Annotated in this window: 18 protein-coding genes; 12 read left to right on the top strand and 6 right to left on the bottom strand. The window is 69.5% G+C overall.

The window, feature by feature from the left end:
* Window positions 1-25: 25 nt before the first annotated feature.
* Complete coding sequence (locus tag RN729_RS01900) at window positions 26-616, bottom strand: DUF6265 family protein (protein ID WP_310781938.1); 591 nt, start codon at window positions 614-616, stop codon at window positions 26-28.
* 37 nt (window positions 617-653) lie between these two features.
* Here RN729_RS01900 and RN729_RS01895 point away from each other — a divergent pair, with 37 nt between their 5' ends.
* Window positions 654-1,013, top strand: coding sequence for a hypothetical protein (locus RN729_RS01895; RefSeq protein WP_310781937.1), 360 nt, complete (start codon window positions 654-656; stop codon window positions 1,011-1,013).
* Window positions 1,014-1,020: 7 nt separating this feature from the next.
* Here the strand turns inward: RN729_RS01895 and RN729_RS01890 are convergent, their stop codons facing one another.
* Window positions 1,021-1,680 carry a class I SAM-dependent methyltransferase gene (locus RN729_RS01890; RefSeq protein WP_310781936.1) on the bottom strand — a complete coding sequence of 220 codons (660 nt, stop codon included), beginning with the start codon at window positions 1,678-1,680 and terminating at the stop codon, window positions 1,021-1,023.
* 147 nt (window positions 1,681-1,827) lie between these two features.
* Here RN729_RS01890 and RN729_RS01885 point away from each other — a divergent pair, with 147 nt between their 5' ends.
* The 5 genes from RN729_RS01885 to RN729_RS01865 all read left to right on the top strand — a co-directional run bounded on the left by RN729_RS01885 (window position 1,828) and on the right by RN729_RS01865 (window position 10,761).
* Window positions 1,828-4,104: a hypothetical protein gene (locus RN729_RS01885; RefSeq protein WP_310781935.1), complete on the top strand. Its 2,277-nt coding sequence runs from the start codon at window positions 1,828-1,830 to the stop codon at window positions 4,102-4,104.
* Between the two features lie 289 nt (window positions 4,105-4,393).
* A complete protein-coding gene (gene lepB, locus RN729_RS01880) occupies window positions 4,394-5,167 on the top strand; it encodes a signal peptidase I (protein ID WP_310781934.1) in 774 nt (257 codons plus the stop codon).
* A gap of 308 nt (window positions 5,168-5,475) precedes the next feature.
* Window positions 5,476-6,978: an efflux RND transporter periplasmic adaptor subunit gene (locus RN729_RS01875; RefSeq protein WP_310781933.1), complete on the top strand. Its 1,503-nt coding sequence runs from the start codon at window positions 5,476-5,478 to the stop codon at window positions 6,976-6,978.
* An 8-nt stretch (window positions 6,979-6,986) separates the two neighbouring features.
* Window positions 6,987-10,130, top strand: coding sequence for an efflux RND transporter permease subunit (locus tag RN729_RS01870; protein WP_310781932.1), 3,144 nt, complete (start codon window positions 6,987-6,989; stop codon window positions 10,128-10,130).
* Window positions 10,131-10,134: 4 nt separating this feature from the next.
* Window positions 10,135-10,761, top strand: a complete 627-nt coding sequence (locus RN729_RS01865; RefSeq protein ID WP_310781931.1) for a hypothetical protein — start codon at window positions 10,135-10,137, stop codon at window positions 10,759-10,761.
* A 44-nt stretch (window positions 10,762-10,805) separates the two neighbouring features.
* Here RN729_RS01865 and solA read toward each other — a convergent pair whose 3' ends face one another.
* Together solA and RN729_RS01855 are read right to left on the bottom strand one after the other, a co-directional pair.
* Entirely contained in the window at window positions 10,806-11,924 is a 1,119-nt protein-coding gene (gene solA, locus RN729_RS01860) for an N-methyl-L-tryptophan oxidase (protein WP_310781930.1), read from the bottom strand.
* 16 nt (window positions 11,925-11,940) lie between these two features.
* Window positions 11,941-13,698 (bottom strand): serine hydrolase, encoded by a 1,758-nt coding sequence (locus RN729_RS01855; RefSeq protein ID WP_310781929.1) that lies wholly within the window; start codon window positions 13,696-13,698, stop codon window positions 11,941-11,943.
* 73 nt (window positions 13,699-13,771) lie between these two features.
* Between RN729_RS01855 and RN729_RS01850 the strand changes: the two genes are divergently transcribed.
* The 3 genes from RN729_RS01850 to RN729_RS01840 are packed head-to-tail and all read left to right on the top strand — an operon-like array spanning window position 13,772 to window position 18,311.
* Entirely contained in the window at window positions 13,772-15,292 is a 1,521-nt protein-coding gene (locus RN729_RS01850) for a pyridoxal-dependent decarboxylase (RefSeq protein ID WP_310781928.1), read from the top strand.
* Window positions 15,292-17,061, top strand: coding sequence for a solute carrier family 23 protein (locus RN729_RS01845; protein ID WP_310781927.1), 1,770 nt, complete (start codon window positions 15,292-15,294; stop codon window positions 17,059-17,061). The genes RN729_RS01850 and RN729_RS01845 overlap by 1 nt, the downstream gene beginning before the upstream one ends.
* A complete protein-coding gene (locus tag RN729_RS01840; protein WP_310781926.1) occupies window positions 17,061-18,311 on the top strand; it encodes a sialidase family protein in 1,251 nt (416 codons plus the stop codon). The genes RN729_RS01845 and RN729_RS01840 overlap by 1 nt, the downstream gene beginning before the upstream one ends.
* A 12-nt stretch (window positions 18,312-18,323) precedes the next feature.
* Here the strand turns inward: RN729_RS01840 and RN729_RS01835 are convergent, their stop codons facing one another.
* Both RN729_RS01835 and RN729_RS01830 read right to left on the bottom strand, forming a co-directional pair.
* Window positions 18,324-19,316, bottom strand: a complete 993-nt coding sequence (locus RN729_RS01835) for an alcohol dehydrogenase catalytic domain-containing protein (RefSeq protein WP_310781925.1) — start codon at window positions 19,314-19,316, stop codon at window positions 18,324-18,326.
* Window positions 19,313-20,590 (bottom strand): hypothetical protein, encoded by a 1,278-nt coding sequence (locus RN729_RS01830; protein ID WP_310781924.1) that lies wholly within the window; start codon window positions 20,588-20,590, stop codon window positions 19,313-19,315. Before RN729_RS01830 ends, RN729_RS01835 begins: the two co-directional genes overlap by 4 nt.
* Window positions 20,591-20,806: 216 nt before the next feature.
* On the opposite strand from RN729_RS01830, the gene RN729_RS01825 reads away from it, so the two are divergent.
* Genes RN729_RS01825 through RN729_RS01815 form a run of 3 tightly spaced genes read left to right on the top strand, consistent with a single transcriptional unit; the run spans window position 20,807 to window position 25,561 of the window.
* On the top strand, window positions 20,807-22,645 hold the full coding sequence (locus RN729_RS01825; RefSeq protein WP_310781923.1) for an FAD-dependent oxidoreductase: 1,839 nt from the start codon (window positions 20,807-20,809) through the stop codon (window positions 22,643-22,645).
* 13 nt (window positions 22,646-22,658) lie between these two features.
* Window positions 22,659-24,491 carry a 2-oxoacid:acceptor oxidoreductase subunit alpha gene (locus RN729_RS01820; protein WP_310781922.1) on the top strand — a complete coding sequence of 611 codons (1,833 nt, stop codon included), beginning with the start codon at window positions 22,659-22,661 and terminating at the stop codon, window positions 24,489-24,491.
* Window positions 24,488-25,561: a 2-oxoacid:ferredoxin oxidoreductase subunit beta gene (locus RN729_RS01815; protein ID WP_310781921.1), complete on the top strand. Its 1,074-nt coding sequence runs from the start codon at window positions 24,488-24,490 to the stop codon at window positions 25,559-25,561. Before RN729_RS01820 ends, RN729_RS01815 begins: the two co-directional genes overlap by 4 nt.
* Window positions 25,562-25,599: the final 38 nt, after the last annotated feature.

Below are 25,599 nucleotides of genomic sequence, written 5' to 3'. Positions count from 1 at the left end.
TTTCCATCATCCGAAAGATAAGGTCTCATCGCCTCTTCATCGACAGCACCGTCGGATCGCCGCCCGTGCTGCCGTGGATGGTCACGATCAGTTCGGTGCTCGTCGGGCTCTCGTACGTGAACCACCAGGGAGCGTTCGGCTGTGGTGTCTCCGCCGTGCTCCGGAAGGTGGCCTTCCGGCCGTCGAGGGCCGTGAGACGGTATTCGAGGCGCGTCTCCTCCCAGGGTTCCCAGCCCCGCCCGACGTGCTTGAACCGGTAGTAGATCTCGCCATCGTCGTCCTGCTCCAGGAGCAGCAACTCGTACATGACCGCGAGACCGTCCTGCACGAGGCGGAAGGAGCCGGACATCGAGCGCCCCGCCGGGCCGAACCACCCCTCCTCGATCTGTCCCCCGAAGGCGTCCCCGCCCCAGTGGCCGGCGATCCATGCCAGCTCCTCGAGATCGACGGCCCGTGAGGGCGCGTCGGGCGCCGGATGGCCCGCCGGATCCGCATCCTGACCCGTCGCTCCGGTGGCGCCGATCGCGTGGACGACGGCTGCGAACGCGACGGCGACCCATGTCGCCCGCCGGCGAAAGACTCGCGCCGGGCAGCGAAAGGCCCGCGCCGTCGACATTTGAGAAACCGCGGCTCCCGCCGCATCTTCGCACGCCATGAGAGCGGTCCTGAAAGTCCTCGTCTCGGTCATCGTCTGCCTCCTCGCGGGCCTCGCGGGGCTCGCGCTCGTGTTCAGAGATCTGCCCGTGGGTCCCGGTCCCGGGCTCATCGCGCTCGGGGGTCTACTGTACTTCTCCGCGGGCTTCGGCCTCGCGCGGTGGCATCGCGGCGCGCGTCCCCTCCTCTGGGGGCTGGCGCCGGGCTGGAGCCTGGCCCTGCTGGGCGGCATCGGCCTCTGGGTCACGGTGACGGATCCTCCGTCCGGCCACTGGGGCCTGGCGTTTCTCTTCCTGCTCGGCCCGGCCGTCGCGGGCTCGGCGGGCGCCGTCCTCGCCGCGAGGACAGTGAACGGCTGACCCGCGCTCACGGCCCCGTCCCCCGCGGTCTCTCGAGGCCTCCGCCGCCGCGCGGTGTGGCCACGCCGAGGTAGACGGAACCCAGCGCCCGGGGCACTCCCGGCATCGTAAACCGGTCGAGGTCGACAATCCGGAATCCGCCGCCTTCGATCTCGGCATCGATCTTCCGGTTTATGTTGCAGCCGCAGGCGACGACGTTCTGGATCGGGTTCAGCGTGTCCTGGAGGCGCGAGACCCAGCCTTTGTCGTTCCGTCCGTGCTCGAGGAAGAGGAGTTCGCCGGAGGGTTTCAGCGCCCGCCTCAGTTCGAGGAGGGCGTCCCGGAGCCGCTCGATCGAACACAGCGTCCAGGTGGTCGTCACCGTGTCGAAGTGCCCATCCGGAAAGGGGAGTCGGTCGGCGGCGTCGTGGATCACGCGGTCGACGCGGAAGGGGGCACGGGCGATGCGGGCGCGTACGCGGCGTTCGAGTACGGCCGCGGGATCGATCCCCGTGACGCGGCGAACCGACATCGGGTAACATTCGACATTGAGCCCGGTGCCGAAGCCGACTTCGAGCACGTGCCCCTGCGCACGGGAGAGGACCCGGCGCCGGTACCTGCGATGCAGTTCGCCCTTGAGCCCGCTCTCCATGAGACGCGGAAAGATGTGTTCGGAGTACAGCCCCACTCGCTCTCCTCCCCGGTGACGCGGGCCCGGTGACGCGGGCCCGGTGACGCGGACCCCGTGACGCGGGCGAAGGTTGAAACGTCTACCCGAACATAGACGTAACGGCTCCCGTCGGGAGGGGTCGTGGCTCTGGACTGGAGAGCGCTCTTGAACCGAATGTCTGCTGCCGGACGCGCCCTCGCGCTTGCGGTGTGCCTGGGAGCCGCCGCGGGCGCCGCGTTCGACGCGCGCGCGCTCCAGGAGGCGCCCGTCTCCGCCTCGCGGCCGATTCCGGTCGACGCCTACGCCGACGAAGGGATCGCGGGACTGATCGAGCGCGCGCTGGCGCAGCGGAAGGCTCGGGCCGAAGGGCTGACCAGCTTCGAGACGACTTTTCGCGAGCGCATCTACGCGGGACTGGGCGGTGCGGCCCTGCGCCGGGAGCGGGCGGTGTTTCACCAGGAACGCGCCGCACGGCTGCGCTGGGCGGCGGAGGGCGAACACATCATCCGTTGGCTGGGACTGCGACGCGGCGTGCCGATCGTCGGCCTCGGCGTCGAGTTCGAGGACGACCTGCGCGACGACGATGCGTTCGAACTCGATTTCGACATCATCGATCCGGCCAGCGAACACCTGGCCCTGGGCTCGGAGTGGGCCCTCCATCCCCTGGCGGATACTGCGGCCTATCACTACCGCTATCGCTCCGGCGACACGCTGCGCATCCGCTTCCCGGGGGACAACCGGGAGGTGACGCTGATCGAGGCGGTCGTCGAGCCGCGGGAGGCCCGCTTCGACCGCATCGCGGGCTCGCTCTGGTTTGACGCCGACGAGGGCGTCCTCACGCGCGCCGCCTACCGTCCCGCGATCGAATACGACTTCGAGCGCGAAGAACCGGAGGATGCGGAGGATGTTCCCGGGTTTGTGAAGCCGATCCGCGCCAGGGTCGACTTCATCACGATCGACTACGGACTCCAGGAATTGCGCTGGTGGCTGCCGAATCGCATGGCCTTCGATGCGGTTGCCACGATGGCGGACCTCGCGAGCATGCCCGTGCGTTACGAATGGATCTTCGAGGACTACCTCGTCGACGCCGAGCAGACGCTCGATCCGGGGGAGGATCTGCCGGAGGGCTGGACGCGCTGGGTCGACGAGGTCATCGACGCGGATGAGCTCGAGGGGGAAGAGGGCGAAGAGGGGCGAGTCGAGGGATTTCGCGACGACCCGTTGACGGCGGAAGCGGATTCGCTCCCCGCCAGGGTCCATCCCATCGTGACGATCGTCCCGCCCCTCGATCAGCTTCCCGCGTACCCGGAGCTTCCGGAGCCGCTCTTTTCCGCCACCGTCGACGCCTTCGCGACGGCGGAGCTCGACGACCTGAAGGATCGTTTGTCCTCGCTGCAGATCCCCGCCGCCGTGGGCCTGAGTCCCCGTCTGGATCTTTCCCCGGGTCTGCGCAGGCTCCGCTACAATCGGGTCGAGGGACTGTCGGTCAGCGCCCGGTTAGCCGTGCCGACGGGGGTCACGTCCGAGTTCGCGGTCACGCCGCGAATCGGCATACCGGAGTGGGAGCCGGGCGTGGAGGTCGGGTGGCGGCGCCAGACGGCGACGGGCGGTTTCGGGATCACGGCGTACCGGCGCCTCGCGGACCTCGGGGACTGGGGCCGTCCGCTCTCCTTCGGCAACTCCTTCAACAGCTTGGTTGTGGGGTACGACGAGGGCCTCTACTTCCGCGAGACCGGCTTCGAGGTCTCGGCGAACCGCCACGGCAAGAGGACGCGCGTGGAAGGCGCCCTCTTCGCCGAGCGCCACCAGAACGCACGGAAGCAGAGCGACGCCTCGCTCCCGAACCTCTTCGGCGACGCGGTCTTTCCGGACAACATCGTCGCCGCGCGCGGAGATCTCGCCGGCGTCTCGGGCCGCCTGCGCGCGTTTTCCTCCGTCGACCCGGGCACGCCGATCCTCAGCGGGTCCGTTTGGGGAGAAGTCGCGACGGGCGATTTCGATCTTTACGGGCGCGCCGCCGTCTCCGCGGCGCTGCAACTCCCCGTGAGCGAGTGGTCGCTGGCGCTGGAGGGCGGGGCCGGAAGAGTATTCGGAGAGCCGCCTCCACAGCGTCGCTTCCACCTCGGCGGATCGTACACCTTGCGGGCCTTCGATCCCGTGTCGACCGGAGGCGACAGCTTCTGGTTCGGCCGATTGGAACTGGGGCGCGGTTTCCGGATCGGCGATCCCACGTACGACGTCGGGGGCAGCCCGATGCGGATCACGGGGTTCTGGGACACGGGCTGGACGGGCCCCGTGGACGCCTTCGGCACGGAGGGCTGGCGGTCGAGCGTGGGCGTCGGCGTGTCTCTCCTGGACGGCCTGTTTCGCATCGACATCGCCCGCGCCATCCGCGGCGGCAGCCTCTGGCGCCTCCACATATACTCCGACGGCCTGATGTAACGATGCCGAGGGCCGGGGGTTCTGACGATGCGGGGAAGGCCCTTCTTCGTCTACTTCTCATACGATCGGGACGCGCTCGAGCCGTTTCGGGTTCTGACGGCCATGAGGCCGGGCAGGTTCGGGCTCCGGCCGGACTGACGATCATGAAGCTCGCGGCGCTGGCTGGATCCGTCCGCAGGGCCGAGTGTTTGCATGGCGGCTGACATGGTCGCAGAGTAGCGTCCGCCGCAACCGACGACGACGCCCGGTGCCGTTGGCGCCGGCGACCCCCGCAAGAGCGTCCCGAAACATGGCACGAGATCGGAAAGTAAAGAACGGTTCCGGAGAGGCGGACGAGGCCGCGGGAGGGAAGCGGGAACGTTCCCCGTCTCCGCCGGCGTTCAGCGCGGCGTGGTTCCGCGACTGGGGCCGCACGCTCTTCGTTGCGCTCCTCATCTTCCTGTTCTTCCGGACGTTCCTGCTGGCGACGTTCGTGATCACGTCGGGGTCGATGGAGGGGACCCTCCTCGTCGGCGATTTCCTGCTCGTGAACAAGACGTCGCTCGGTGCGCCGATCCCGTTTACGAATGCCCGCATCCCGGGATACGCGGAGCCGGAATACGGGGACATCATCGTGTTCCGGGCGGACCATTCTCCGGGGCTGGATATCGTCAAGCGCACCCTGGGTCTGCCCGGCGACACGCTGCGCATGGAGGGGGGGATCCTCTACCGGAACGGCGTCGCGCTCGACGAGCCTTACGTCCGCCGGAATCCGCGACAGCGGGATGAAGGGGATCTCCGGATGCAGTGGCAAGTCGCGCACCTGATCCCGGATCCCGAGCGGGGCGAGTACAAACCCACGCGGGACAACTGGGGGCCCCTCGTGGTGCCGCCGGAACGCTACTTCATGTTGGGGGATAACCGGGAGGAGAGCCTCGATTCACGGTACTGGGGCTTCGTCGAGCGCGGGAAGATGCAGGGCCGGCCCTTCTTCATCTACTTCTCGTACGACCGGGAGGCGCTGAAGCCCGTTAAATTCATCACGGCAATGAGGCCGGGAAGGATCGGACCCTCGCCGGACTGAGCGGGGTCGGGAGGTTTTCGTCCGCCGTCAGAGTGTGGCGTCCGCCGTCAGAGCTTCTTGAGCAGCTTCCGAATGACGAAAACGGCGACGACGATGGCGATCTTTCTCATCGGGTTTCCTCTTCCGCGCATGGCGTATGCTTCAAGGTGGCGCGTCCACCCCCTGCCGGACAGTCCATCCGCGGGTGTATCCGCGCTCTGTCGGACAGTACGGGCCGCTCCCGGGTCGAGGTTTCGGCGGCTCTGGCCCGCGGCCGGACGTCGGGCAACGTTGAGCGGCTGGGAGAGGTTCGCAGTCGAGGAGGTGTCATGCGCGTGAACCGGGCGGTCGCCCTTGCGGCGGCGTTCTCTTGTGCGGGGTGTGATTCACCGTCCGCCGACGAGGCGGCGGCCACCCATTCCCATGCCGGCGGTGGTGTCGTGACGCACTGGACCGAGTCGCTCGAACTCTTCGTCGAGTACCCTCCGCACGTCCGGGAGGTCGCGAGCGAACCGTGGGGCATCCACCTCACGTGGCTGGCGGACTGGAAGCCGGTGCGGGAGGGACGCCTCCGGCTGGTGCTCCGGGGACCCGGCGGCGCCCGCGAAGAGATCGTCATGCAGGCCCCGGCGAGCCCGGGCGTCTACAGCGCGAGCCCGACCCTCACGGAGGTCGGGACATGGCGGGCGGACCTGACCCTCACGGCCCGCGGCGCGGACCACACGATCTCGATGGGGCAGCTGGAGGTGTTCGCGAGCGAAGATGCGCTCCCGCACGACGTGGAGCAGCCGCTTCCGGGGCTGATCGCGCTCCTGAAGGAAGAGCAGTGGGCGATGCCGTTCGAGGTTGCGGTCGCGGAGACGCGCCGGATTCCGAACTCGATCCCGGTCACCGGGGAGATCACGGCTCCCGCGGGCGGTCTCGCGCACGTCTCGACGCCGGTGGAGGGCCTCGTGCTCGTCCAGGGGCCGTCGCCCGCCCCGGGCCAGGCGGTGCGGGAGGGAGAGACGTTGGCCTTGATCGCCCCCACGAGCCTCCACGATTCGTACGCCCGCATGCTGGCGGATGTGGAGGATGCCGAGCGCGAGGCGGCCCGGGCAGAGCGTCTCTTCGCCGCCGGAGCCATCGCCGAGCGCCGTCTGGAAGAGGCCCACCATGACCTCGAGGTGGCCCGGTCGGCGTTCGAGGCAGTGGGAGGCAGTCTCTCCGCCGACGGGGACGACGGTTCCGATCCGAACGTCTACCGGCTTCGGAGTCCGATCGGGGGCGTGATCGCGGATCGTCACGTGGCCCCCGGCGAGCACGTCGCCACCGGGACGCACGCGTTCACGGTCGTGCGGCCCGATCCGCTGTGGTTCGTCGCGCGGGTTCCGGCCCGCCACGCCGAAGCGGCCGGCGGAGTCAGCGGCGCATGGTTCACCGTCGAGGGCGCGACCCGCACGCACGCCGCCGACCGCGTCGTGTCCGTGGGCAGCATCATCGATCCGGAGAGCCGGGCGCTCCCGGTTCGGTTCGCGGTGGCGAACCCGGGCGGGGTGCTCAAGGTGGGGATGCTGGCCGAGGGACATCTGCTCCTCGGCGAGCCCGTGGAAGGCGTGGTGGTCCCGACGCCGGCGATCCTGGACGAAGACGGGCTCTCCGTCGTCTACGTGAAGGTCGGCGGCGAAGCGTTTCAGCGGCGGGTGGTGGAGACCGGCCCCTCGGACGGATCGTGGACCATCGTTCACTCCGGCGTTGCGAGCGGGGAGCAGGTCGTCGCGGTCGGCGCCTACCAGGTGAGACTGGCCTCGCTCGGCGAAGTGGAGATCTTGGACCACGGGCATCCGCACTGAGGATGCGATTGCTGGACCGACTCGTCCACGCTTCCCTGGAGAACCGTTTCCTCGCCGTGGCCGCCGGGGCCCTCCTCCTGGCGGGCGGGGGCTGGGTGGCGGCCACGCTGCCCGTCGATGTTTTTCCCGACCTCACCGCCCCCACCGTGACGGTGCTCAGCGACGCCCACGGACTTGCCCCGGAAGAGGTGGAGAGTCTCGTCACCTTCCCCGTCGAAACCGCGGTGAACGGAGCGGCCGGCGTACGCCGGGTCCGGTCGAGCTCGGCGCAGGGGATCAGCATCGTCTGGGTGGATTTCGATTGGGGGACGGACATCCTCCGCGCCCGGCAGACCGTGAACGAGCGGCTTCAACTCGCCACGGCCCAGCTGCCCGACGATGTGAGCGCGCCCGTCCTCGCCCCCGTGAGTTCGATCATGGGAGAGATCCTGCTCGTCGGCATGAGCGCGCCCGCCGCGCAACTCATGGAGGCGCGGACGGCGGCCGACTGGACCGTGCGGCGAAGGCTGCTCGCCGTGCCCGGCGTCTCGCAGGTCGTCGCCATCGGCGGACAGGTCCGCCAGTACCAGGTCCTGATCCGTCCCGAGCGCCTGCTCGCATACGGCGTCGGGCTGGACCAGGTGCTCGAGGCGGCGGCGGGCTCGAACCGGAACGCGTCTGGAGGCGTCTATCGCTCGGGCGGGCGCGAGATCTTGATCCGGGGCATCGGCCGCGCGCGCGACCTCAAGGAGATCGGCCTCACCGTCGTCGCCGTGCGGGAGGGGGTACCGGTCCTCATCGAGGACCTGGCGGAGGTTCGGATCGGTCCGCGCGTCCGGCTCGGCACCGCCTCCGTGAACGCGGAGCCCGCCGTCGTGCTCTCGATCCAGAAACAGCCCGGCGCCAACACGCTGGAGCTGACGGAGCGAATCGACGCCGAACTGAATGAAATCGAAGCGGAACTCCCGGCGGGCGTGGCCTTCGAGCGGTCCGTGTTCCGACAGGCGGACTTCATATCGCTTGCCGTGGAAAACGTCATCGAAGCCCTGCGCGACGGTGCGCTGCTCGTCATCGCGGTGCTCCTGCTCTTCCTCTGGAACCTGAGGACGACGGCGATCTCCGTGCTCGCGATCCCGCTGTCGCTCGCCCTGGCCGTCATCGTGCTGCGGCTCCTTGGTGGCACGATCAACACGATGACGCTCGGCGGCATGGCCATCGCCATCGGCGCCCTCGTCGATGACGCGATCATCGTCGTCGAGAACGTGTACCGCCGCCTGCGCGAGGACCGCCGCCGCCCGCCGGAGCGCCGACGACAGACGCTGTCCCTCATCCGGGATGCGGCGCGGGAGATCCGGAACCCGATCCTCAGCGCGACGCTCATCATCTCCATCGTCTTCGTCCCGCTCTTCTTCCTCTCCGGCGTGGAGGGGCGGATGCTCCGGCCGCTCGGGCTCGCGTACATCGTGAGCATCCTGTCATCGCTCCTCGTCGCGGTCACGGTGACGCCGGCGCTCTGCCACATGCTTCTGCCGGGGGATCGGGCGATCGCCCGCCCGCGCGACCCGTGGCTGATGCGCGGGCTCGAACGGGCGTACGGGCGCGTCCTCGACGCGGCGCTGCGCCGGTCCGGGGCCGTGATTGGCGGCGCGGCGCTCCTGCTCGCCGGCACCCTGGCGCTCGTGCCCTCGCTGGGGCGCGGATTCCTGCCCGAGTTCCAGGAGGGGACGCTGACGATCTCCGTCGTGAGCCTGCCCGGGACGTCGCTGGTGGAGTCCGATGCGATCGGGGCCCGCGTGGAGCGCCAGCTTCTGGCGCACCCGGCCGTCGTCTCCACGTCGCGGCGGACCGGCCGGGCCGAACTCGACGAGCACGCGCAGGGCGCCAACGCCTCCGAGGTCGACGCGCGGCTGGACCTCTCGGAGCACGACCTGGAGGAGGTCATGGCCGCGCTCCGGGGCGAACTGGCGGGGCTTCCCGGGACGAATGTCACGATCGGACAGCCGATCGGGCACCGGATCGACCACATGCTCTCGGGCACGCGGGCCGCCATCGCGGCGAACCTGTTCGGGCCCGACCTCCGGCAGCTGCGCGACATCGCCGGCGAGATCGAGACGGTCGCGGGGACCGTGGAGGGCCTCGTGGACGTCTCCGTCGAGAGGCAGGCGGACATCCCCCAGCTTCAGGTCCGCGCCGACCGCCGAGCCATGGCCCGTCACGGCGTCACGCCGGCCGAGATGGCCGCGGCCGTCGACGTCGCGTTTCAGGGAGAGGAGGTGTCGCTCATCCGGGAGGGGGAGCGCGCCTTCGACCTCGTCGTTCGCTACGCGGACGAGCACCGCACGGACCCCGAGGCGATCGGCGGGACGCTGATGACGACCCCGTCGGGCACGACCGTGCCGCTCTCGCAGCTCGCATCGATCGTGCCGTCGCTGGGGCCCAACACGATCAGCCGGGAGAACGTGCAGCGGAAGATCGTCGTGAGCGCAAACGTCGCCGGGCGCGACGTGGGCGGGGCGGCGGAGGAGCTGCAGTCGCGCGTCGCCGCGCAGGTCGACCTGCCGCCGGGCTACTACGTCGAGTACGGAGGCCAGTTCGAGAGCGGACGGGAGGCGACGCGACGGATCACGCTGCTCTCGCTGTTCTCGATCGCCGCCATCTTCCTCATCATGTTCCGGGCCTTCGGGAGCGCCCGGGTCGCGGCACTGCTCATGGTGAACCTGCCTCTGGCGCTGGCCGGAGGCGTGCTCGCGGTCCTGATCATCGGCGGCACGGTGAACATCGCGACTTTGGTCGGGTTCATCACGCTGTTCGGCATCGTGGTGAGGAACGGGATCCTTCTCGTCAGCCGCTACCAGGACCTGCGCGCGGCGGGCGCCGGGCTCGGCCCGAGCATCCGGCGCGGCTCCATGGAACGTCTCGGCCCGATCCTCATGACGGCGCTCACGGCGGGGCTCGCGCTCGTCCCGCTCGCGCTGGGCATCGGCGAACCGGGCAAGGAAATCCAGGCCCCGCTCGCCGTCGTCGTCCTCGGGGGGCTCGTGACTTCCACCACGCTCAACATGGTCGTCGTTCCGGCCCTCTTCCTGCGCTTCGCCGGGTCCGGGTCGCCGGGGAGCCCTCGGGACGGCGGGAGGCTGACAGCCGGGACACAGCCCGGCGGGGAATGGAGGTGAGGAGATGAGACATCCGGGAGTAGCCGGGTCCATTGCGGCCCTGCTGGCGGTGGCAGGGAGTACGTGGGGCTGCGGTAACGGCGCGACGGAGCCTGAGGAGCCCGTGCTGACGTTGGAGGAGAGCGAGGCGCTGCTCATGGCCATCAACCTCGTCGGGACGAGACCGTTGGAGGCGGATCCGGCCTCCTTCGCCGGTACCGTGAGCGTGAGGGCCAACTGCGCGGGGGGTGGTGTCGTCAATGCGGGAGGGACGCTGATCCCCTCGGAAACCGAGACCGGATTCCGGTTGCTGGCGAATCTGACGATGGTGCCGGAGGGCTGTACGGAAACCGCCAATGGCAGGACGTTCACGCTCGATGGGGCGCCCAGCCTCCGACAGACGGGCACCTACGCGTTTTCGATGCCGGAAGAGCTTGTGTTCGTGTTCGATCTCGACGTGTCGATGGTTGGCGCTCTCGCATACCGACTCGAAGGAAGAAACGGGGTCTGCGAAGTTTCGGTCACGGTGGAGTCCCGGTTGAACTTCAGCGATCTGATGCAGACGGGAAGTGCTTCGGGCACGCTGTGCGGCAACGCCGTGGACATAGACCTGAACCGTGAGATCCCACTGGCGCCCGATCCCGGCGGCTGAGTTCGGTTACCACGCGCGGACACCGTTGGCGACGGTCTCCGGTCTCACCCGAAACGGTCGATCGAGAAGATCGGCGGCGCGTAGCGGCGTGGCTCGTCCGTGAGGAGGTCGGCCATGAGCGATCCGAGGGTGGGCGCGAACTTGAAGGCGTGGCCGGAGCCCCCGGCGAAGATCGCGACGCGGGAGTGCTCGGGGTGGCGGTCTAGGATGAAGTCTTCGTCGGGCGTGTTCGTGTAGAGACAGACGGAGGCGTGAGCCAGCGCGCCGGCGACGCCCGGCGCGTACCGCGCGAACAGCCGTCGCAGATCCTCCGTCTCGGAGGCCCCCACCTCGCGGTCGACCTGCTCGACATCGGTCCCGCGTCCGGCTTGGAAGTGCATCCCCGCCTTGAGACCCCGCGCACTCGGCGGGAATCCGTACCACGTCCCCTCCCGTTCGAGTTCCCACACCCAGGCGGGACCCTCCGCGAGCGCGTCCGCATGCACCCCCGCGGGCTCGAACCAGTACTGGACGGTGCGCTCCACCTCGAGCGGGAGGGACAGCGCGGGAAGCAGTTGCGGCGTCCAGGCTCCCGCGGCGATCGCGAGCCGCCGCGCCGGGTACTCTCCCCGTTCCGTCCGGACCCGGACGCCCGAAGCCGAGGCGGACCACTCCATCGCGGGTTCGTCGAAGAGCAGATCCGCGCCCTCCGCAGCCTCCAGCGTCGCCTCGAGGCAGGCCTCCAGTGAGAGGATCGCGGCACCGGGTTCGTAGATGGTGACGGTCCCGGGATCCGGCCGGAGCCAGGGGAAGTGCTCGACGACCTCCCCGACGGAGAGGAGGAGGTCGTCGGTGTCGGACCGCGCGGCGTCGCGAAGCGGACTCCCCGCGAATACGCGGCCGTCCTCCGGCCCCATCATGAGGGCGCCCGCCGGCCGCAGCAGCGTCCTGCCGGACGTAAGCTCGAGATCTGCCCAGCGGCGGCAGGCATCGCGGACGAGCGGCATGTACGGAGACCCCCGGTACCACGCCTCGCGGATCATCCGCGTCTCGCTGTGCGCGGACCCCATGGTGTGCGGGGGCGTGTGGCGGTCGAACCCGACCACCGAATGTCCCCGCCGGACGAGTTCGGCTGCGGTCGCGCCTCCGATGGCTCCGAGCCCGATGACGGCGAAGTCGTGCAAGTGGCTCCCCGCCCGCTCAGTTCCCGATTCTGGGGAAGGTGAGGCGCTGGTCCGCCTCCACCACGGAGACCGCCCTCGCGACCCCGTCGGCGACCTCGAACTCGAACTGCAGGGCGGAACCGTGCAGGAGGAAGGTCGTCGGTGACTGCGGGAGGAGTCGGAACGCCGCCTCGCCGGTGCGCGCGGCCATGAGGACGCCCTCCTCGAGCGTCACGGTCAGCGTAGTGGTCGGGTCGATGCGGTACTCGCCCACGAAAAGCGACAGACTCCCGGGTTCGGCGCGCACGACGGGGAGCGTGAGCGCCGGATCGGGCTCGACGCCCAGCTCCGACAGACGCTCCAGGAGCCGGGGCATGCCGGGAGCGTATGTGAGCGCCTCCCGGATGTGGGCGGCCGCCGCCTCCGGATCCCCGGCCTCCTCGTGAAGCTCGGAGAGCGCGAAGCGGATCGCGGCGGGTTCGGGCGTCTCCACCGCGTAGGCCTCGAGGATCGCAATGGCCGTGCCCGGCTCGTCCTCCCGGAAATGGCCCGCGAGCCTCAGGATCTGGCCGGCGGAGTAGTCGTATTCCTCCGGCCGCGTGCGCCGCCAGTTCTCGTACCTCGACATCGCTGCCTCGACCCCGCCCGCCTCGACGATCGGCCGCAGCCGTTCCGCGATCGACGGTTTCGGGCGCACGGCTTCGGCCCCCCACAGCAGGTTGGTCAGTCCCTCCAGGAGCGGTCCCAGGTCCGAGGACGTGTTGTCCAGCAGCACGATGAGGCGGTCGTGGTCCGGGAAGACGCGCAGGTAGGAGGAGAAGCCGAAGATCCCTCCCGAGTGTTCGATCACGCGCACGCCGCGGTCGTCTCCGATGTCCCGCGTCCGCACGCCCACGCCGTACCCGTAGGATCCGGACTCGAGGCCGGGTGTCGTCATGCGCGCCAGCGTCGCCGTGTCCCGGAACAGGCCTCCGTCGACGAAGAGGCCGCCGCCCCAGCGGGCGAGGTCGCCGGCGGTGGAGTACAGCATGCCGGCGGCATGGGGCACGGTCGGGTCGATGAGGCGCGCCGGCCGGTAACCGCCGAGGTCCCGCGTGTGGCCGGCCGCGTGGCCCTCCGGCGGCCGGAGCGCATGATCGTACCCCGTATCGCTCAACTCCAGCGGTCCGAGCACGTACGTGCGGAGCGCCTCGTCGTAGCTCAGCCCCGTGACCCGTTCCGCGATCCAGCCCAGGAGTACGTAGCCCGAGTTCGAGTACTCGAAGTCCGTGCCCGGCTCGAAGGAGAGCGCCTCCTCCCACGTGAGCGCGACGATCTCCCCCGGCGAGAACGGAGTTGCGGCCTCCCACTCCAGGAACCCCGGCATGTTCGTGTAGCTCGGCAGCCCGGAGGTGTGCGTGAGCAGGTGGTGGAGCGTGATCCGTTCTGCGTTTTCCGGCGGATATTCCTCGATATGGCGGCCCACCGGGTCCTCGACCCGCAGCAGTCCCTCCTCCTCGAGTCTCAGGATGAGCGCGGCCGTGAACTGCTTCGTCAGCGACGCGACGCGGAACCGGGTGTCGAGGGCGTTGCGGCCGCCCCCGGCGAAATCGGATTCGCCGAACGCGCCCTCGAACAGCACCTCGCCCTCGTCGACGATGAGGGCCGCGCCGTTGAAGAGCCTCAGGTCGTGAAAGGACCGGAGGTAGCCTTCCGCGCGGTCCGCGCGCCCCTGCGCCTCGACGCCGGACGCGAGCCCGAGCGCGAGCGCCGCAGCGAGACCGTACCTCCAGGATGATTTCCGACGAGGAACCAAGCGGGATCCTCCCATGGGTGACAAAGGGACCGGAACGCTCGCGTCCCCCGAACGAAAGGGATAGGATCGCATCATGCGCTCGATCTCAAGTCGACAGCGGTCACGGATCCTGGAACTGGAGGAGGCTGCGCGGCCGCTCGACCCCGACGCGGGCGAGCGCGACCGCCTCATGGCCGAGGTACACGCCTACGCGCAGAGGTTCCTCGACGGACTCCCCGAGCGGCCCGCCTACCGGCACGACAAGTCCGCCGTCCGGGAGATCCGAAAGCTCGGATTCGGCCGCGGACCGCAGCCCCTGGCCGGACTCATCGACCGGATCGACGAATCCGTGGCGGGCGTCGGCCTCGTGCCCTCGCACGGCGGACATCTCGGCTACATCCCGGGCGGAGGCATCTACGCCTCGTCGCTGGGGGACTATCTCGCTGCGGTGACGAACGAATACGCGGGCGTACGATTCACCGGGCCGGGCGCGGTCGAGATCGAGGATCTGATCCTCGACTGGATGGCGTCGTTCGCCGGATTCCCCGCCGGGGCCGACGGGAACCTCGCTTCGGGCGGCTCCATTGCCAGCCTCATCTCGGTGGTTACGGCCCGGGAAGCGGCCGGTCTCCGGGCGCGCGACTACGAGCGGGCCGTCGTCTATTCCTCCGCCCACACACACCACTGCCTGCACAAGGCGATCCGCGTGGCCGGCCTCGCGGAGGCCGTCCGGCGCGAGGTATCCCGAGACCGGGATCTCCGCCTGTGTCCCGACTCGCTCGCCGAACTCGTCGCGGAGGACCGGGCGCGAGGGCTCATGCCGTGGCTTGTCCTCGGCTCGGCCGGAACCGCGGATACCGGTCAGGTCGATCCTCTGGACCGCATCGCGGATGTGTGCGAGCGGGAAGGGCTCTGGTTCCACGTCGACGCGGCATACGGGGGCTTTTTCGCTCTCGTGGAGGACTGCCGACGCGTGCTCGCCGGGATGGAGCGCGCGGACTCGCTCGTGCTCGATCCGCATAAGGGAATGTTCCTGCCGTACGGCACCGGCGCCGTGCTCATCCGCGACGGGGAGGCTCTCCAGGATGCCCACGCCTACTACGCGAGCTACCTGCAGGACACCGTCGAGTCCGAGTGGGGAGGTCGTTCGCCCGCCGCCGTATCCCCCGAACTCACGAAGCACTTTCGCGGGCTCCGGGTCTGGCTGCCGCTCCTCCTGTATGGAGAAGCCCCCTTTCGGGCCTGCCTCGAGGAGAAGCTCGAACTCGCGCGCTACTTCCACGGCGAGATCGGGGCGCTCGGATTCGAAGTGGGTCCGGAGCCTCAGCTCTCGGTCGTGACCTACCGCTGGGTGCCAGAGTCGGGTAACGCGAACGCCTTCAACCAGGCTCTCGTGGAAGAAACGCATCGCGATGGGAGGATCTTCCTCTCATCGACGACGATCGACGGGACGTTCTGGCTGCGGATGGCGGCGCTCGCCTTCCGGACGCACCTCGACACCATCGACCTGGCGCTCCACGTGCTCGTGGAGGCCGTGGAGCGCCTCGAGGCCCACCCCGAGCGCTGGCGCTCCGCGGCGCCCGCCCAAGCGCTCGCCGGGGGAGGCGGCGGCTGATGGCGGGTTCCGGCTCCGGGCTCGCTCGCCAGGACGTGCGCTTCGAGCCCGACGAGCGTCCCCCGCTCCCCATGGCCGCCGGGCTCGGCGTCCAGTACGCGCTCATCTGCCTCGCCAGCATCGTGCTCACGCCGACGGTCATGATCACGGTGGCGGGCGGCAGCGCCGAATACCTGTCGTGGGCGGTGTTCGCGGCGCTCGTGATCAGCGGCGTCACGACGGCGATCCAGGCGCGCAGAGTGGGACGGATCGGCGCCGGCTACGTGCTCGTCATGGGGAGTACGAGCGCATTCATCGCGGTGAGCGTCACCGCCATCGAGCAGGGCGGCCCGGGCATGCTCGCGGTGCTGATCATCGCTTCCTCGCTGGTCCAGTTCCTTCTCGCGTCCAGGATGGCGCTCCTGCGCCGGGTCTTCACGCCCACCGTGGCGGGCACCGTGCTGATCCTGATCCCGGTGACCCTCACTCCGATGATCCTGCGGAAGCTCGCCGAAGTCCCGGCCGGAGCCCCGGCCGCCGCCGGTCCGGTCGTGGCCGGCGTGACGCTGGCCGTCACGGTCCTCGTCCCGCTTCGGTTCTCCGGCGCGCTCCGGCTGTGGGCCCCGGCCCTCGGGATCGTCGCCGGGTCGCTCGTCGCCGGCCTGGGATTCGGGATCTACGACCTGTCCGCCGTCTACGAAGCCGACTGGATCGGCCTCCCGGACCTGGCGTACCCCGGTCTCGATCTGAGCTTCCGCCCCGAGTTCTGGGCCCTGCTCCCGTCTTTCCTCATGGTTACGCTCGTGAGCGCCATGGACACGCTTGGCGACGCGATCGCGATTCAGCGGGTCTCCTGGCGCAGGCCGCGCGCGATCGACTTTCGCTCCATCCAGGGCGCGATCGCGGCCGACGGCGCCGGCAACCTCCTGTCCGGTCTGGCGGGGACCGTCCCCAATACGACCTACGGCGTGGGCATCGCCGTCGCCGAACTCACGGGCGTCACCTCTCGCGCCATCGGGATCTGCGTTGGCGTCGTCTTCGCGGCGTTCGCCTTCCTGCCGAAGCTGCTCGCCCTCATCATCGTGATCCCCGGCCCCGTCGTGGCGGCCTATTTCGTCGTCGTCGTGGCGCTGATCTTCGTCTTTGGCATGAAGATCCTGCTCCAGGAGGGGCTGGACTATCGCAATGGCCTCGTCGTGGGCGTCGCGTTCTGGCTCGGCATCGTCTTCCAGTTCGACTGGATCTACCCGGAGCAGATCGTCGGGGCCTGGGAGGAATTCCTCGGCAACGGCATGACGGTCGGCGGGATCACGGTGATCCTGCTCACCATCTTCTCGGAGGTCACGGGAGGCCGTCGGGCCCGACTGAAGACCCGGTTATCGGACGACACGTGGTCGGAAGTCGACGCCTTCCTGGTGAAGTTCGCGGCGCGCAGAGGCTGGGACGAGACGATGGAGACGCGTCTGCGCGCGGTGGGTGAAGAGACGATGCTGATCCTCGGCCGCCAGGAGGCCGAAGCCGAAGCCGATGACGCGCGAAGCCTCCTGCTCATCGCGAGCAGCGATGGCCCCGCCGCGGATCTCGAGTTCATCGCGACGACGGATGAGAAGAACGTCGAGGATCAGTTGGCGATGCTCAGCGAAGCGGCAGCGGGGGTCCCCGTCGAAGCCGAGACTCCGCTTCGGCTGCTGCGGCACTATGCTTCGTCCATCCGCCACCAGCAGTACCACGACATCGACATCCTCACGATCCGCGTGGAGTCCGCCCCTCAGGTGGCCGGCGACTTCTGATGAGGACCCGTCCCGGCTGGCCGGTTCGTGCGCTCGCCCTCGGCGCACTCCTCAGCGCCTGCGCCGGCGAGGCAGAACGGCAGGTGTCGCTGGAGTCCGGGGATATCGAGTTCGAGCGGCCATTCCCGAGCGGCGAACCCCATCTCGCGGTGGGCGCGGAGGGTCGCACGATCCTGACGTGGACCGAGCCGGAGGATGGCGTGCCCGCGCTGCGCCTGGCGATTCGCGAAGCGGACGGCTGGTCCGCGCCGCGCACCGTGTGGACGTCGGAAGACATGTTTGTGAACTGGGCCGACTTCCCCTCGTCGGTCGAGATGCCCGACGGCACCCTCGCCGTCCACTGGCTGGAGAAGGTGGCCGAGGCGCCGTACGCGTACCACGTCATGCTGGCGCTCTCCTCGGACGACGGGATGACGTGGACGGAGCCGTTCCGCGCGCACGACGACGAGTCGCCGACCGAGCACGGCTTCGTATCGATGGTCCCGTGGCGCGACGGCGCGGCGCTGACCTGGCTCGACGCCCGCGCGATGGCGGGCGCCGCCGCCGGGGGCGTGCACATAACGGAAGACAGCCACGCCGTGCGGGGTCCGATGTCCGTCCGCTTCCGGACGCTCGCGCCGGACGGCCGACTGGGCCCCGAGGTACTCCTCGACGACCGGACCTGCGAGTGCTGCCAGACCGCGCTGGCCCGCGTGGGCGACGGACTCGTCGCCGCCTACCGCGACCGGAGCGAATCCGAGGTCCGCGATATCGCCGTCGTCCGCGGGGCGGGGGAGCGCTGGACCGCGCCCGCTCCGGTGTCGACCGACGGCTGGGTCATTCCCGGCTGTCCGGTGAACGGGCCGCAGTTGAGCGGCGACGAAGCGGCGCTGGTTTCCGCTTGGTACACTGGCGCCGGCGGCACGCCGCAGGCGTACGTCGCCTTCTCGGCCGACGGCGGCGCGAGCTTCGGCCCGCGGATCCGAATCGACGAAGGGCTGCCGCTGGGCCGCGTGGACATCGAGCGCCTCGACGACGGTTCGGCGGCGGTCGTGTGGCTCGAAGCCTCGAACGACACCCCGCGCGTCCTCGTCCGCCGCGTCCACCCGGACGGCTCGCAGGAGCCGCCCCTCCTCATCTCCGAGACCGCCGGCGAGCGCTCGAGCGGATTCCCGCGCATGGTGCGGCTGGGAGACGAACTCCTGTTCGCGTGGACGATCCCGGGCGAGGGAGGCGGCGTCCGCGTCCGCCCCGTGCGCCTCTCCGACTGAACCCGGCCGGGGTCAGGGGACGAGAAGCACCTTTGCGATTCCCGCCTCCGCCGCCTGCTCGAAGGCCTCCGGGGCGGCCGAGAGCGGCAGCCGGTCGTCGATGAGATCGCGCACCTCGAACTCTCTTCGCTCCAGCGTCAACAGGGCGTCGTCGAAAGACCCGCACCGGGAGCCGAGCAGTCGGATTTCATCTACGACAATGGATGAGATGTCGACGTCTAACTCATTTTTATGCGTGCTCTTGAGGATCATCGTGCCGCGTGGCCGAACCGCCTGCCGGGCGACGGCGAAGCCGGCCGAGGCGCCGCTGCAATCGACGACGAGATCGTAGGCCGCCTCCTCCACGGCCGCGGCCGACACGGTGGCGAGACCCGCCGCGCGAGCCCGCGCGAGGCTTCGCTCCGACCGCCCGGCGACCTCCAGCTCCGGCAGCCGACGCGCCAGCACCCGCGCCACGAGCTGCCCCAGCCGTCCGGCCCCTACGACGAGCGCCCGGGTCACGCGCCCACGATCGAGGTCGCGCCGGATGTCGGCCTCGATCTGCCGCAGGACGCGGCACGCGGCCGCAACGGGTTCCGCGAACACGGCGACCTCGTCCGGAAGCGGCTCCGGCACGCGATGCAGGTTCGGGACGGGCACCCGCAGCCATTCGGCAAAGGCGCCGTCGCGACCGCGGATGCCGATCGCCTCGCGGCGAAGGCAGTGCGTGAGCCGCCCGTTCGCGCAAGGGAAGCAGGGGGGCTCGAACCTTCGCCCGCGGCAGGTGATGTTGATCTCCGCCACGACCCGCGCGCCGACCCACTCGGGCGGCCCCTCCTCGACACGTCCGACGAACTCGTGCCCCGGAATCCCCGAGAAGTCGCGATATCCGCGCAGCAGCTCCAGGTCCGTCCCGCAGATTCCCGCCATCAGGACCCGGACGATGGCCTCCCCGGGCTCGGGGGAAGGCCGCGGGAGGTCGTCGCGCACGCGGACCCTGCCGCGGTCGATCCAGGCGGCGATCACCCGCCGCGCCGCTCCGGGCGCTGAGGCGGGGTCTTGCTGCGGCCTGCCAGGATGGCGGGGAAGGAGCGGGTCTCGAGTTCGGCGGGCGTGAGGCCGGAACGCGCCGCCTCCTCCGCCGTCAGTGCGCCGCTCGCGAGCCCCCGGAGAAAGAAGTTCAGGAGACCCTGGCCCGAGGCTTCATCGTCGAACACGGACCCCGTGAGGATGGCCTGTCCCGCTGCGCTCACGAAACGGTCGAGCCGGCTCGCCGCCGCGTCCAGACCCTCCAGGAAGAAGGAGAACACGGCCGCATAGCGGGAGACGAGCTGCGCCGGGTGGAGGTCCCAGCTCTGGTAGAACCCCTGGCTCAGGGACCGCCGCACGTCGGCGTAGTGCAGGCGCCACGCGTCATGCACGACCGCCGCGTTCTCCCCGCGCTCGGCCGGCGAGATCTCCGTCTTCCCCCGGTGCGGCTCGACGGGGAGCACGTTGGTCGCGCCGTCCGCCAGCCGAACGCCGGTCCCGCCGAGCGAGAGCTGAAGGAGCTGCCGGGCCATGTCGCACAACGGATGTCCGAGCGTCTGGGCTTCCGCCGCGACCGCCACGGCGCCCGTGAGGTCGTACGCTCCGAGATGCACGGTGCGGCACCGCCCCCCCGCCGCGGCGACCAGCCCGGGCACGGCGATGCGTCCGTCCGGCGCCACGAGCGACTGCGGCGTCTCGATCATGAGGTCGATGCCCACCCGATTCTCCGGCAGGCCGAGCGTCGCCTCGAGCCGATCCAGCGCGGTCGCGAGCCTCTCCACTTGCCCGGCGTCGACGATCTTCGGCAGAAGCACCGTGAACCCGTCCGGCAGCTCCCCCCCCGTCCGCGCCAACCCGGCAAGGAAGAGTTCGAGCGTCCGCAGCGCCCGTCCGCCGGTGGCTTCCGACAGCGACTTGATGCGGATTCCGAGCGAGGGCGGGAGACCACCCGCCGCCGTCCCCGCCGCGACTTCCGCCGCCGCCGCCGTCGCCGCCTCGTCCTCTTCCGCCTCGGACCGGACGCCGAACCCATCCTCGAAGTCGATCAGAAAGCACTCGACGGGCTCGCGTTCGAGCTTGACGCGCACGCGCCGGTGCACCGATTCGGCGGTCTCCGGCGGAAGGAGATCTCCCAGGGCATCGGCGAGGGAAGCGGGGTCCGCCGCGTACCGGTCGAGATATCCTCCGGCGATCCGTCCAAGCTTCGCCGCCGTGTCCCGCCGGAAGAGGTGAGCCCCGCCGGCAACCGTGTGCACGGGCTGTTTTTGCATGCGCTCAACTTCCGCGGCTGCGGGCGCCGCAGCAACGATCCGCCCGCCGCGCCCGCCGCCCGTCCCGCGCCGCGCCCGCCGCCACTCCCGCCGGCGCAACGAAGAACTGGCGACAATCCCCCTCGTCCCCTACGATTGCGGGCGGTTATGTCTCCAAGCGACTCACGGGCCGGGGAACGGAGCGCCTGTCGGGCGGGGTAAGCCCGAGGAGAAACGGTGGAGCCAACAAACGTCGGGAATCCCGACTACTACCACAAAGTCGTGGATTGCCAGTGGGCCTGCCCGGCTCACACCAACGTACCGGGTTACATCCGCCTCATCGCGCAGGAACGGTACGACGACGCCTACATGCTCAACTGGGAGTCGAACGTCTTTCCGGGCATCCTCGGCCGGACGTGCGACCGCCCCTGCGAGCCCGCGTGCCGGCGCGTACGGGTCGAGGAGAAGCCGGTCGCGATCTGCCGCCTCAAGCGCGTCGCCGCCGACCTCAGGGGCGACATCACTCCCCGCTTCCCCGACATCCCGAAGCAGAAGAACGGGAAGCGGATCGCCTGCGTGGGCGCGGGCCCGGCGTCGCTGACCGTCGCCCGAGACCTCATGCCGCTCGGCTACGAGGTCACGATCTTCGAGAAGAACGACCGCCCCGGCGGTCTCATGTGGACGAACATTCCGCAGTTCCGCCTGCCCCCGGAAGTGCTGTGGGAGGAGATCGACTACATCCTCGACATGGGCGTCGACATCCGCTACAACGCGCCCGTCGAGAGCATGAAGTGGCTGCTGGAGCAGGACTTCGACGCCGTCTTCGTCGGCTCCGGCGCCCCGCGCGGCAAGGAACTTCGCCTGCCGGGCCGGTACGACACCGACCACATCTACATCGGCATCGACTGGCTCGAATCCGTCGCCTTCGGGCACACGAACACGATCGAGGAGAACGTCCTCGTCATCGGCGTCGGGAACACCGCGATGGACTGCTGCCGCACCTCGAAGCGGATCGGCGGCACGAACGTCAAGGTCATGGCCCGAAAGTCGAAGCCGTACTTCAAGGCCTCCCCCTGGGAACTCGAGGACGCGGAAGAGGAACTCGTCGACATCGTCGAGAACCACTCGCCCACGGAGTTCGTCATCGAGGACGGCGTCCTCAAGGGGATGAACTTCGACATCGTGGAATGGCACGAGAACGACGAGGGGCGGCTCGTCTCGACCAAGCTCGACGAGGCGTTCTTCCCCGCGGAGGCCGTCATCCTCGCCATTGGGCAGGAGACCGCCTTCCCCTGGATCGAGGACGATGCGGGGATCGATTTCAACAAGTGGCGCGAAGCCGTCGTCGACCGCACGACGTTCATGTCCACGCGCGAGGGCGTCTTCTTCGGCGGCGACGCGGCGTGGGGCCCGGAGAACATCATCTGGGCGGCCGAGCACGGGCACCAGGCGGCGATCTCCATCCACGCCTACTGCCGTGGCGAGGACCTCCGGAAGCGCCCGCCCGAGCACATGAACCTCGTGAGCGCCAAGATGGGCCTCCACGAGTGGAGCTACTCGAACGACTACGAGTACGCGGCCCGCCGGAAGATGCGGCACGTCCGCCTCGAGGAGCGCCTCCAGAGCATCGAGACGGAAGTCGAGGAGGGGTTCGACATCGAGCAGACGCTGACCGAGGTCGAGCGCTGCCTGAACTGCGACATTCAGACGCACTTCACGGGGAGCCTGTGCATCGAGTGCGACGCCTGCATCGACATCTGTCCCCTCAGCTGTCTCACGATCACCCACAACGGGGCGGAGGCGGAACTCCGCACGCGGCTCACCGCGCCCGCCGAGAACGCGGAGCAGGACATCTACGTCTCCGAGCCGCTGCCGCAGACCTCCCGCGTCATGGTGAAGGACGAGGACCTCTGCATCCACTGCGGGCTGTGCGCGGAGCGCTGTCCGACGGCGGCCTGGGACATGCGGACCTTCGATCTGCTCAAGCCGTACGCCGGCCAGGACGCGGAGCATCCCTACTCCGGAATGGGAATCGAGGAGATGTCGCCGGGCGGCTTCGTTTCGGTGACTCCCTGACGGAATGCCCGAAATGAAGACCGGCCGCGTGAACGACTTCGCGCTCAAGATCGGCACCGTGAACGGGACGGGCTCCGCGAGCGCCAACGGGCTCATCATGCAGTCGATCTTCCGGATGGGGGTCCCGGTGTCGGGGAAGAACGTCTTTCCGTCGAACATCCAGGGCCTTCCCACCTGGTACGAGATCCGCGTGAACGGGTCGGGCCACGTCGCGCGCACGCCGGACTTCGACCTCATCGTGGCGATGAACCCGGAGACCTACGCCCAGGACATCGAGGAACTCGTCCCTGGCGGCTGGCTGCTGTACGACTCGAGCTGGCCCATGGCGGACACGCTGCGGCGCGAGGAGGTGACCTTCCTCGGCGTCCCGCTGGCCGAGATGTGCGTGAAGACCTTTGACGGCGGCCGCACGCGCATCCTGATGAAGAACATCGCCTATACGGGCGCGCTCGCCGCCCTCCTCGACATCGACATGGCGGTGATCCGCGGACTGCTCGAGGAGACCTTCGGCGAGAGGAAGCGCCACCTCCTCGACGCCAACTTCGAGGCGATCCGGCTCGGCCACGACTACGCGACGGAGAACTTCGAGTGCCCCCTGCCGATCCGGCTCGAGGGGATGGACGCCACGCGCGACTCGATTCTCATCGACGGCAACACGGCGGCGGCGCTCGGCTGCGTCTACGCGGGCGCGACGGTCGCGGCCTGGTACCCGATCACCCCCTCGACCTCGCTCGTCGACGCCTTCACGGCCTATTGCCGGCGGCTGCGCGTCGAGGACGGGACCGGGCGGAGCCGGGCGGCGATCCTGCAGGCGGAGGACGAACTCGCGGCGGCGGGCATCACGATCGGCGCGGGGTGGGCCGGAGCCCGGGCCTTCACGGCGACGAGCGGGGCCGGGATCTCGCTCATGACCGAGTTCATCGGGCTCGCCTACTACGCCGAAGTCCCGTGCGTCTTCTTCGACGTCGAGCGCGTCGGCCCCTCGACCGGCATGCCGACGCGCACCCAGCAGGGCGACATCCTCCTCTGCGCCTACGCCTCGCACGGAGACACGAAACACGTCTGCCTCTACCCGAAGGACCCGGCGGAGTGCTTCGAGTTCAGCGTGCACGCGTTCGACCTCGCGGAACGCTTCCAGACGCCCATCTTCGTGCTCTCCGACCTCGACATCGGGATGAACGACTGGGTCGTGCCCCGCTTCGAGTGGGATGACGCGTACCGGCCGGATCGCGGGAAGGTGCTCGACTCGGAGGCGCTCGCGGAGATCGAGACGTTCTATCGCTACCTCGACGTGGACGGGGACGGGATCCCGTATCGGACGATCCCGGGCGAGGATCCGAAGGGCGCCTACTTCACGCGCGGCTCCGGCCACACGAAGTACGGCAAGTACACTGAGGAGCCGGACGAGTACCAGGAGGTCATCGACCGCATCGCGGTGAAGATCGACAACGCCGCGGAGGCCGTGCCGGCCCCGGAGATCCGCTCGCGGCCGGACGCGCGATACGGGCTCATCACGCTGGGCGCCTGCGACGGCGCGGTGCGCGAGGCCATCGAGCGCATGGAGGCGGAAGACGGGCTCCGGCTCGACTACATGCGGATCCGCGCCTTCCCCTTCGCGCCCGAAGTCGGACGCTTCATCGAGGCGCACGACCTCAACATCGTCATCGAACAGAACCGGGACGCGCAGTTGAAGTCGCTGCTCACGCTGGAGACGCCGGCCTCGAAGGAACGGCTGGCCTCGGTCCTCCGCTACGGGGGGCTCCCGCTGAGCGCGCGCCACGTCATCGCGGGCGTGAAGGACCGCCTCGGGCTCACGGCGGAGACCGCGGAAGGAGTGGGTGCATGACGTACATCGCCAAGCCGCGGGTCTTCCACCCGAGCCTGGAGAAGAACGAACTCGGGCTGACGCGGCGCGACTACGAGGGCGTGATGTCCACCCTGTGCGCGGGGTGCGGTCACGATTCCGTCACCGCCGCGCTCATCGAGGCGGCGTGGGAACTCGCGATCCCGACGCACCGGGCCGCGAAGATGAGCGGGATCGGCTGCTCGTCGAAGACGACCGCCTACTTCATGTCCGAATCCCACGGCTTCAACAGCGTGCACGGGCGGATGCCGTCGGTCGCGAGCGGAGCGAACGCCGCGAACCGCGACCTCGTTTACGTCGGCGTCTCCGGAGACGGGGACTCGCTCTCGATCGGGCTCGGGCAGCTGTGCCACGCGGTGCGGCGCAACCTCAACCTCCTCTACATCATCGAGAACAACGGGGTCTACGGCCTGACGAAGGGCCAGTTCTCCGCCTCGGCCGACATGGGCTCGAAGTCGAAGCGGGGCGTGTCGAACGAACAGCCCCCCATCGATCCCGCCCTGCTCGGACTTTCGATCGGCGCGACCTTCGTCGCCCGGGGCTTCTCCGGCGACAAGGACCAGCTCGTCCCCATCATCAAGGCGGGAATCCGGCACCCGGGCCTCGCCCTCGTCGATGTCATCTCGCCCTGCGTGACGTTCAACGACCATGTGGGTTCGACGAAGAGCTACGCCTACACGCGCGAGCACTTTCGCGAGGCCGTCGAGGCGGCGTTCGTCGCCCCGAAGGACTTCGTCCCCCCGGCCGATGAGATCACGGCCGACATCGCGTCCGCCGATGTGCGCGACGTCCGCATGCACGACGGCAGCGTGATCCGCTTCCGGCAGGTGGAGGGCGACTACGACGCGACCGACCGGGACGCCGTGTACGGCTACCTGCGCGAACGGCAGAACGCGGGAGAGGTTCCGACCGGGCTCCTCTACGTGGACCCGGAGTCGAGGGACCTGCACGACGTGCTGGGGACGGTCGACCGGCCGCTGTGGGACCTTCCCTTCGAGGAGTTGTGTCCGGGATCCGAGGCGCTGGACGCCCTGATGGAGAACTACCGATAGCGGGGGAGGGGAGGGCGGCCCGCCTCGAGGCGGTACAG

It is taken from the genome of Candidatus Palauibacter polyketidifaciens (genome assembly GCF_947581785.1).
GTDB classification, from domain to species: domain Bacteria; phylum Gemmatimonadota; class Gemmatimonadetes; order Palauibacterales; family Palauibacteraceae; genus Palauibacter; species Palauibacter polyketidifaciens.
The sequence above is the reverse complement of the archived record's forward strand: the minus strand, read 5'-3'. Positions and strand labels throughout refer to the sequence as shown.